The organism is Sporomusa sp. (genome assembly GCF_035561255.1).
Lineage (GTDB): Bacteria > Bacillota > Negativicutes > Sporomusales > Sporomusaceae > Sporomusa.
Genome location: NZ_DATMXX010000184.1, coordinates 1 through 9,317, shown reverse-complemented (window position 1 = coordinate 9,317; position 9,317 = coordinate 1). Strand labels below are relative to the sequence as shown.

9 protein-coding genes and 1 pseudogene are annotated in these 9,317 nt (G+C 43.2%); 7 read left to right on the top strand and 3 right to left on the bottom strand.

Annotated features, from left to right (window positions below):
- The 5 genes from VN379_RS10465 to VN379_RS10445 all read left to right on the top strand — a co-directional run.
- The coding region (locus VN379_RS10465) for a nitroreductase family protein (protein WP_325533528.1) at positions 1-619 on the top strand (619 nt) is incomplete at its 5' end.
- A gap of 542 nt (positions 620-1,161) precedes the next feature.
- A complete protein-coding gene (locus VN379_RS10460; protein ID WP_325533530.1) occupies positions 1,162-1,596 on the top strand; it encodes a GtrA family protein in 435 nt (144 codons plus the stop codon).
- A complete protein-coding gene (locus VN379_RS10455; RefSeq protein WP_325533526.1) occupies positions 1,565-2,338 on the top strand; it encodes a polyprenol monophosphomannose synthase in 774 nt (257 codons plus the stop codon). Before VN379_RS10460 ends, VN379_RS10455 begins: the two co-directional genes overlap by 32 nt.
- A 21-nt stretch (positions 2,339-2,359) precedes the next feature.
- On the top strand, positions 2,360-3,862 hold the full coding sequence (locus VN379_RS10450; protein WP_325533524.1) for an ArnT family glycosyltransferase: 1,503 nt from the start codon (positions 2,360-2,362) through the stop codon (positions 3,860-3,862).
- Between the two features lie 20 nt (positions 3,863-3,882).
- A complete protein-coding gene (locus tag VN379_RS10445) occupies positions 3,883-4,524 on the top strand; it encodes a phosphatase PAP2 family protein (protein WP_325533522.1) in 642 nt (213 codons plus the stop codon).
- 159 nt (positions 4,525-4,683) lie between these two features.
- Here VN379_RS10445 and VN379_RS10440 read toward each other — a convergent pair whose 3' ends face one another.
- The gene (locus VN379_RS10440) at positions 4,684-6,567 is read right to left on the bottom strand and encodes a PAS domain-containing protein (RefSeq protein WP_325533520.1); all 1,884 of its coding nucleotides are present in this window, start codon (positions 6,565-6,567) and stop codon (positions 4,684-4,686) included.
- A gap of 253 nt (positions 6,568-6,820) precedes the next feature.
- Positions 6,821-7,276 (bottom strand): ferritin family protein, encoded by a 456-nt coding sequence (locus VN379_RS10435; protein ID WP_325533518.1) that lies wholly within the window; start codon positions 7,274-7,276, stop codon positions 6,821-6,823.
- Between the two features lie 280 nt (positions 7,277-7,556).
- On the opposite strand from VN379_RS10435, the gene VN379_RS10430 reads away from it, so the two are divergent.
- Both VN379_RS10430 and VN379_RS25150 read left to right on the top strand, forming a co-directional pair.
- The gene (locus tag VN379_RS10430; protein ID WP_325533516.1) at positions 7,557-8,642 is read left to right on the top strand and encodes a plasmid pRiA4b ORF-3 family protein; all 1,086 of its coding nucleotides are present in this window, start codon (positions 7,557-7,559) and stop codon (positions 8,640-8,642) included.
- A 9-nt stretch (positions 8,643-8,651) separates the two neighbouring features.
- Positions 8,652-8,756 (top strand): annotated as a pseudogene (locus VN379_RS25150) (methyl-accepting chemotaxis protein); the annotation flags it as partial.
- Between the two features lie 72 nt (positions 8,757-8,828).
- Here VN379_RS25150 and VN379_RS10425 read toward each other — a convergent pair.
- A complete protein-coding gene (locus VN379_RS10425) occupies positions 8,829-9,146 on the bottom strand; it encodes an MGMT family protein (protein WP_325533514.1) in 318 nt (105 codons plus the stop codon).
- Between the last annotated feature and the right edge of the window lie 171 nt (positions 9,147-9,317).

The window sequence follows — 9,317 nt, the reverse complement described above, 5'->3', positions numbered from 1 at the left end:
TTATAAAAGCATCACAAGGAGTGATATAATTATGGAGTTTTTTGAGGTAATAAAAAAACGGAGATCAATTCGCAAGTATATGCCAGACCCTGTTCAGAAAGAAGATATACTCAAAATATTAGAAGCGGCTAACTGGGCTCCGTCGGCTCTGGATTTACAACCCTGGGAGTTCTTGGTGGTATCTGGAGATAAGAAAAATAAACTTGGGAATAATTACGGGAAGATTGTTGACAATTACACGAAGGATTGGGATGAGGCGCCAGATAAAGCCTTTATGCCACGCACTGAATTTATTCAATTTGCCAATGTCTATGGCGGTGCCCCGGTCATAATAGTAGTTTTGACTGAAGCCAGCAATGACCCGAATTATCAAAAAGGGTATCTGGAAAGCGCCAGTGCGGCAATGGAGAATATATTATTGGCTGCTACTGCCTTAGGGTTAGGGGGGTGCTGGATGCTCGGCCCGCTGGAAGATGAAAACTATCTGCGGCAGGTGTTGGAGATCCCTGACAACAAGGAGATTGTTGCCATCACTCCAGTGGGATACCCGGCAATTATCCCCCAACCCAGACCACGCCGGGACCCGGATTTGATTCAAAAGGTTATATGGCTGGAGTAGATGATAATTTGCATAGCTTGATTATATGACTCAACATGCCTGACAAGTAAGCACCAGGCTGGTGTAACTTATGATAGACATTAAATCCTGCAATACCTGTAAACAAGGTGTTGCAGGATTTTGTTTTCTTAAAATTTACACTCAATTAATATTGCGTTAACAAAAGCTTCTATGTGCTCGCCTATAATGAACATAACAATTGTAAGAGAGGGGTCAACTGATGAACTATTAGCTGGCAAGGAATTCATCTGACCATATGTCAGGCTGACGGTCAACTGGCTCCCAGAGCGAGAATTGACATGCGCGTTAAAAAAGCATGGATACTTGAATCCCCAGCTTGAATGTGATCATAACTGGGTACTGAGCCTAAAAGCGGCGAAAACGGTCATTGAAGCGTTAAAGAAAGTAGCGTTAGAAGGCACTTTTTGAGGCTCTATGAAATGCTTGTTGCACAAGGCTTTGACAGATTTAAATACTTTGTATGTTCCATGATTCATAAAGGACATTAACGGTACAGCAAAGGAGATTATGTATTGATAAAAATGCTGATGAAATTCGCGCTGGTCGGGTTGTCTGGTATTGGTGTCAACATGGCAATCTATATATTTATCACTTCTCTGGGCGCGCAATACCTGTTGGCCGCGGGATGTGCATTCGGGGTGGCTGTTATGAATAATTTCGTCTGGAATACCTTGTGGACTTTTAAAGGGCGTGCCAAGGATAAAGGTACAAAGATCAAATTCGTAAGCTTTCTGGTTATCAGTACGATAAACTTAGGCGTTAATCTCGGTATCCTTGGCTTGTTGATTGAATATGTGCAGGTTAGCTGGATGCTGGCCCAGCTAACAGCTATTGCAGTGGCCAGTAGTTTGAATTTTGGCTTGAACCTCCTGATTACTTTTAGTGAGAGGCAAAGAAAACAAGAAATGAGGGCCGCGACAAATTATGAAGATTATCATCCTGCCAACTTACAATGAATACAGTAACCTGGCAGAATTGCTGGCTCAGGTCTATAACCAGGTAGCGGATATCCATGTTTTGGTTGTTGACGACAATTCACCAGATGGCACAGGCGAACTCGTTCAGGAACTTATGCGGCATCAATACAGTAATCGACTGTACTTGCTGGCACGTCCAGGAAAACTGGGTCTGGGAACAGCCTATATTGCTGGTTTTAAATGGGCACTTGAACGAAATTATCAATACATTTTTGAAATGGATGCCGATTTCTCTCATAACCCCAAGTATTTAACTGACTTTCTGGCCAAAGCCGGGAATTGTGATCTTGTACTTGGCAGTCGCTATATCCCAAACGGTGGGGTTACGAACTGGAATATCATTCGCCGCCTGATTAGCCGTGGGGGCAACGTGTACGCCCGAATGATATTGGGGCTTCCGTTTAAAGATTTAACAGGTGGTTATAAATGCTTCAGACGTGAAGTACTGGAGCGAATCGACTTAGAGGACATACAATCAAATGGTTATTCTTTTCAAATCGAGCTGACATATCGTGCTTTTCTCAAAGGTTTCTCGATAAAAGAAGTGCCAATTATTTTCGAAGAGAGAGCTGCCGGAAAGTCAAAGATGTCACAGTCGATTTTCAGGGAGGCGATTGTGATGGTGTGGAAGCTGCGCGCGGCCAGAAACCGCCTAAAGACGTCGAATCTGAAATCTGTTCATAACCCCGGAGCGTCACTGGCAAGCCATAATCTACGTTGATTGAAGGAGTGAGGGACTTATTTGAGTTCATATAGGAAAGTAACACTAATTGTCATAATCGGTGTGTTGCTTAGGATAACTTTGGCTGGCATGATCGGGCTTGGGGTCGATGAATCTTATGCAGTATCAGTTGCTCGTTCTTTCAGCCTTAGTTATTTTGACCATCCGCCGTTGCATTTTTGGATGATTTGGCTAACTAACTATCTAACCGGCAGTGAGGGCAGCGTGGTTTTACGATTACCTTTTATTGCGATATTTGCCGCTACTACCTGGTTAATGTATTGTTTTACCGCCAGGATGTTCGGTGAACGAGCAGGGGTTTACGCTGTCTTGATTTTAAATATTTCTCCGGTTTTTAGCCTAAGCACCGGCAGTTGGATATTGCCTGACGGACCACTGATGTTCTTGATGCTGGCATCAGCAATGGTACTGCAAAAAATATTCTTTGCACCTGCCACTAAATTGTCCTGGTTACGGTGGATAGCCGCAGGCTTGTTGATTGGACTGGGGATGCTGGCAAAATATCATGCTGTCTTTTTGGCTGCTGGCAGCCTGATCTTTATGCTTACTGTTAAAGAACGACGCAACTTGTTGTTTACGGCAGGTCCTTATCTTGCAGTAGGCGTTATTGGTATTGTTGCTCTGCCTGTAGTGATCTGGAATCTGGAACACAACTGGATATCTTTTTTGTTTCAAAGCGGTAGAGGGGCAGCTAAGGGGATCTTTCCCCTGAAGATGCTGGGTAATATTATTGGGCAGGCGATCTGGGTACTGCCTTGGATCTGGATACCGATGATCTGGGCTCTGGCAAAAGGTATATTGGCTGGTCCGCGTCAGGGTAAACAGTGGTTTTTATGTTGTATGGCTATGGGGCCTATCTGCGTATTCACAATAGCTACTTTATGGGGCGCTCAGGGGCTTTTTCATTGGCAGGCACCTGGCTATCTTATGGCTATTCCCTTGCTTGGCTGCGCTATTGACGGCTGGATGCAGCACAATAGCCGGATAACCCGGGCCTGGCTTACATTGTCAGTCACAGCATTTTTGCTGATTGTCTTGTTACTTGGCACCCATACGGCAACCGGTTGGCTGCGACAGGTCGAGCCTCAGTGGTTTAATCAAGGCGATCCGTCAACCGAGGCCCTCGACTGGCGAGAACTCCCAATATATCTTGAAGCCCAGGGACTGCCTGTTGTTCAAGCCGATTTTGTTGTTACGGCCCATTGGATTGATGCCGGGAAAATTGATTATATCCTGGGTGGAAAACTGCCAGTTCTTTGCTTAAACAGCGAGCCGCATCATTTTGCGTTTATGCATAATGTGTCTGAGTTCCGGGGGAAAAGCGCTTTAATTATTGGGCGCGAAAAAATAATAGCAGAGGCTTTACCGCTATACCGGATGCAGTTTGATGCTATAGAACCAGTCGGAAAAGTAGCAATTAAACGAGCCGGATTCCCGGAATTCGAGGTGGTTGTATTTTACGCCACAGGTTTCACAGGATCATTTCCGTTACCTTATAAATAATAAAGTCGGGAGGATGACTGATGAAGGAATGGCCTGCAATCTTAAAACATAAGAATAGTTTCACCAAAGCCACGGAATTAGCAGTGGTTGTTGGCATAATCACAAGTATCCTTGTTTTAACCACACAGCGTTCCCAAAATGATACTATCTGGTTGGTGGGGAACTTCCTGAGCAGCTCCGGGAATGATCTGTTTTTAGTATGTACTAATTTAGGTATTATCGGGTGGGCTTGGCGTAAACAGCTTATGAGTGTGATTAAACTAACCTTGCTGCTGGATCTCTCTGTCTGGATCTTCGTTCAGGGAATAAAGCTAATTCACATTTATCCCTGGTATCTCAGGCCTAACGGCGGAACCGGCGGCTTTCCCAGCGGTCATGCGACCCATGCTTTTGCCATGGCATTTTTGCTGACCTTGTATTTTCCGCGTCTTGCCTGGTTTTGGTATGCCTGTGCTGCCGGAATTTCCTGGTCTCGGGTTGAAACAGAATGGCATACCGGCTTTCAAGTCATTGCAGGCATTGTGCTGGGGACCGGCCTGGTATGGCTGTATGTCACAAGATGGATGACTCATCCTGAGGCAGCTGTGATTAATCTGCAAAGTGAATATATACGGCAAGACCGGAAAATCCGGGGGCAGCAAGCTTATTTAGCCGATTCATAAAAAAAGGTAGCGAAATAGACTGCTTGAATAGATCAATTCAAGCAGTCTATAGAAATATTGATTGAAAACTAGCTTAGTAAATGGAAAAAAGGTCTCCGGCTTCGGAGAGTCGTGACCAGAGGCGGATTGGGTGGCACAGGACTTGGCGGACGGCTGATCCTAAAGAGGAAAAGCGACACAAAATGTTGTTCCCAGTGCAGAAGTCTTGACATCGATTTTCGCGCCATGACGGTGAGCTATCCGGTAACAGACTGCCAGCCCCAGACCGATGCCATCGTCCTTTGTTGTTAGAAAAGGTGTTCCTAGTTTATTTAGGATTTCCTGGGGTATTCCTCCGCCTGTGTCCTGGACAGACAACACGGCATTATCTCCCTCGACATAGGAGTGGATTGTTAGTGTTCCGCCAGCGTTCATCGCTTCAAAAGCATTTCTTGTTAGATTAAGGAGTAGTTGCCGCAATTCGTTTTCATCCAAATATATATTGGGAACATTGTTCATTTTGATCAAAACATTATGCCCAAAGCGAAGTGCATCAGCCTGGATGAGCGGGGAAAGCGAGTTTATAATGGTATTTAAATTATAGGATTCAAATTTAACAGCCTTGTTTTTAGCTAAAGATAAGAATTCGCGGATAATAAAATTGGCTCTATCCAGCTCATCAATCATGAGCTGGCATTGCTCATAAAATTGGCTATTCTCCTTTTTACGCTGGAAAAACTGGAGATAACCGCGCACTGTAGTCAGGGGATTGCGGACTTCATGGCCAATGCTTGCGGCCATTTCTCCGACAAGGTTCAAACTATCCAGCCGAGACATCTCTGTTTCAAAATTCTTTCTTGCTGTAATATCCTGGGCGATTGATAAGACTGTTTGAACCTGTCCTGATTCATCCATTTCAGGTATGGCTAAGATGCGGAAATATGCCATTTCACCCAGACCGTTTGGGAGTTGGGTCTCAAATTCGGCAGTGCGGCCTGTGCGAAATACCGTCTCGTAAAATCTTTGGAAGGGCAAGTAAACCGACTCAGCCATTCCCATTTCAGCCATGGTTTTATCCAGAAAATTCTCAGCTCTTACGCCATAGAGCGCCTCTGATGCCGGGCTGACATAAATATGGCGGAGTTTTTTATCATAGCGGCTGATGATCATAGGGATATTTTCGATTATAGTCGCAAAATACCGCTTTTGTTTTCTTAATTCCATATTAGTCTGTTCCAGTTCGGCCAGCGCATCTTTTAGTTGTCTGGGACCTAGACGGCATATGGCTAAAAGTGTCTCGGCAGTTCCAGTTTTGTCGAACTCTGGTATTAAAATGGTTTCTGTTTTAATAACGCCCTTCGGTGATGTGAACTCGATATCAAAGGTTACTGTCTCACCTGTTGTAAAGGCTTCTTCGCATCGCTCACACCACAGCCGCCAGGTTTCTTCCGGAAAGCCGGCTTCTGAAAATTTTTTGCCAATTAATTCACTCGGAGAGATGCCGGACAGACGTTCAAGGGCAGAGTTGATAAACAAATAGCGATGATTTCTGTCATGACGAGCGATAATATCAGGATAATTCTCAACTAAATTTTTATAGAGTTGTTTCTGCTTCCGTTGTTCCTCCTCAATGGCCAACATCGCAGTGATATCCCTTGCGGTACTAATAACTGCCTCGATATTACCGTCGTTATTGTATAAGGGATTCACTACAAATTCAAATGCTCGTTTCCCATAACGGGGGGTGTTAATATAGCTAATGAATTTACGGGTTTTACCATTAGTGAATACATCATCAAGCTTGCTTCTTATCTGGTTAATCTGTTCACTTTCCATACCTAATTGCATACCTATAGTACTGACAAATGACTCAGGTTCCATTTTGTAAAGTAAGCGATAAGCTATATTGGCGTAAAGTAAGCGATAATGTTTGTCTATGATGAATGTAAGCGGCAGCTCTAGTTGATAATTCGGCTCTGCTCCCCGCCGTAGGTTGATTATTTGCTCTAATTGACTGTCTGCTGCCATGAGCTTCACAATATATTCCTCGATTATTTTAGACAAGCTCTCACCCTTCCGCCCACAAGATAGACATACGTCTTGCTATCTATTGCGTTTAATTAGCTGTTTACCGGCATACTGCGCAGAAAAATACTTTGTGCAGTTCTTCGACACTAACCAAATTTTTCCTGCAAATGCTGGTTCGAAATTGTCCCCGCTGCACATCTGACTGAGCAAGAGCAGATGCTAAATAGGAAAGACCTGCAGGATTTAATCTTGCAGGTCTTTCCTATTTAGCGCCTACGCTAATAATAGACTACCACACCTCAGCATAAGCAATGTTCACATAGTATTCTTCCAGTTTTATTTTATGGCTTTTCTCCATAACAGAAAGATCCTGGAATATTTTTTTCTGCTCCTGGTCGACACTGGCATTGGCAAACTCTGCATACATGTTCATTGCTTCTTCTTCATTTTTCATCGCCAGCGCAATCGCATCTGCAGGCTTCATATTCACGGAAAGCTTTGGCTTGTCAACCGTTTCTGAGATCTTATAATCTGCAGACTCATGAAAACGCATGGTACTAAAATCCCCGGCAAGAAAACCTTCAATTAGCTTTTGATGACCACATTCTTCTGCAGCCAATTGGCTAAACATTTTTTGAATGATAATGTCGGTAGCTTTTTCGGAAACTCCCTTGTAAAATTCATAAGATTCCACCTCATTGGCAATAGCCATTTTAAGTATGGCTGCGTATTCTTCGTGTGTCATGATAAAAGTCCACCCTTCTTAATTTGAATGTAATTAGTTAAATCTTACCAAAGATGCTAATTGTTATTCTACATGATGGGTATTTTTTTAGCAACTAGTGATTAAAGGTGATTTTTTAATTATTTTGTAAACTTAACGCTCTCGGCAATAGGTTGGTTCAAGATAAAGGCAAAATAATCTACAATAAAACAGGAAAAATGAGCTTAAGGCCGAACTCTATTAAGAATTGTCCTGCATAAGGACAATTATGAGTTAAATCTTGTATCAATAGGGGGCCGCTATGTTAGTCCAATGTACCAAAAAGCTATTTGATGAGTTGAAAATAAAACCAATAGCAGCAACCAATGAGGAGTCTCTATTTTCGTGGCATGCAAATATAATCACCGTTAACCGCCGAAAAACAGTGGTGCTGGTAAATGATAGTAACCGTTACATCATTGTTTTGCATGGGATGAAGGCCAAAGACTTTAAGAATTTCAATGAACTCATAATACATAGTATTCGTGAAACCTTGCTTGCTGAGTGTATTCAGGCTGAGATTGTCGAACAGTTTATTCAGCACTCACCAGAGCTTATTTATGCTAAAACCAGAGACCGGACAACGGTTGCCAGAATGAATAAGGCCTGCGAAACGGTTTATTTTTATGCAGATGAACTGCAAAGCGACACAATCAATCAAAGCCGGATAAATAGAAAGGTAGGTACCTATCTTGTAAGTGATGACAGCCACGGCTTTATGTATCCCTATGAAAGCCTGTATAAAGATTTGGCGGTTTTTGCGAACACTGCTATTATTGCCTGTCAGGCAGTGGAGCTAAAGATCATGCTTAGTCTTTCTAACCATAGGGTTTGGCGCCATGTGATCGTCCCGTGGCATATAACCTTCCACGAACTGCACAAGGTTTTACAGATTTCCTTTAACTGGAAGGATTATCACCTGCATGATTTTTTCATATTTGATGGCGATGAGCCAATTCTTAATTTAGTGTGCAGTGAGGATGCTTTTGAATATCCTAATACAGTCCCGATGAAGCTGGAGACCGGGAGTAAGCTCTCAGACTATATTCCGAAATACTCACGAATAAAATACAATTATGACTTTGGCGATGACTGGCAGCATTATATTGAAGTATTAAATATGGTAGAAAACTATCAATACAACTATCCAATATGTATTGGCGGCGAAGGCAATGCACCGCCGGAGGATGTAGGTGGTGAGGGCGGCTATGACAAGTTTTTAGCAGTAATAGCCGACCCAAAACATCCAGAGCATGCTGATATGGTAAAATGGGCGGCCATGCAGTGGTACCAGGATTTTGACGTTACACTGGTAAATCGAAGACTGAAAGATTCATTACGGCAATAGAAAACCACCTCACAAACAGTTTCTGCAGCAACTGAGGAGCAGTCTGCTGCCAGTCAAGCGTTGGCTAATCTGGCAGCCCAATTATCTCAGGCTGTTGGCAAGTTTAAAGTCTGAGATTGAAAAATGAAAAAAGGTTTGAACTCTATGCTGAAGGTAATGTTTATAGAGTTCAAGGCCTTTTTGATTTTATGGTTCGCCACTTAATACCCAGCAGCATTTATCCATATCCACACGCCCGTCAGCGGTAAACACAACTCCCTCGGCCTCAAGCAGCTGTCGCTGCACATCTTGGCCACCAAATATAAAGCCAGCGGCGAGTCTGCCATCTTTAAAAACCACTCTGTGGCAGGGGACTTTACCTTGATACGGATTACGGTGCAGGGCATAGCCCACTGCCCGGGAGGCCCGCCAGCTTCCAGTCATGTAGGCAATTTGACCATAAGAAGCAACTTTTCCTTCCGGGATTTGACGGACAAATTCATAGACCTTGTCATTAAAGCTCATAAAATCACCCTAAATATCTTATATTTCTTTTAATTATATACTACAGCAACAGCTAGGCAAACTTTTATTACTAGATGATTGAGAGGTTCACTTGGCTTGTCAGGAGCACGCTAATGCTGAATAAGCTATAATATAACAGGAAAAATGATTTTAAAGCGGAAGTATAATAAT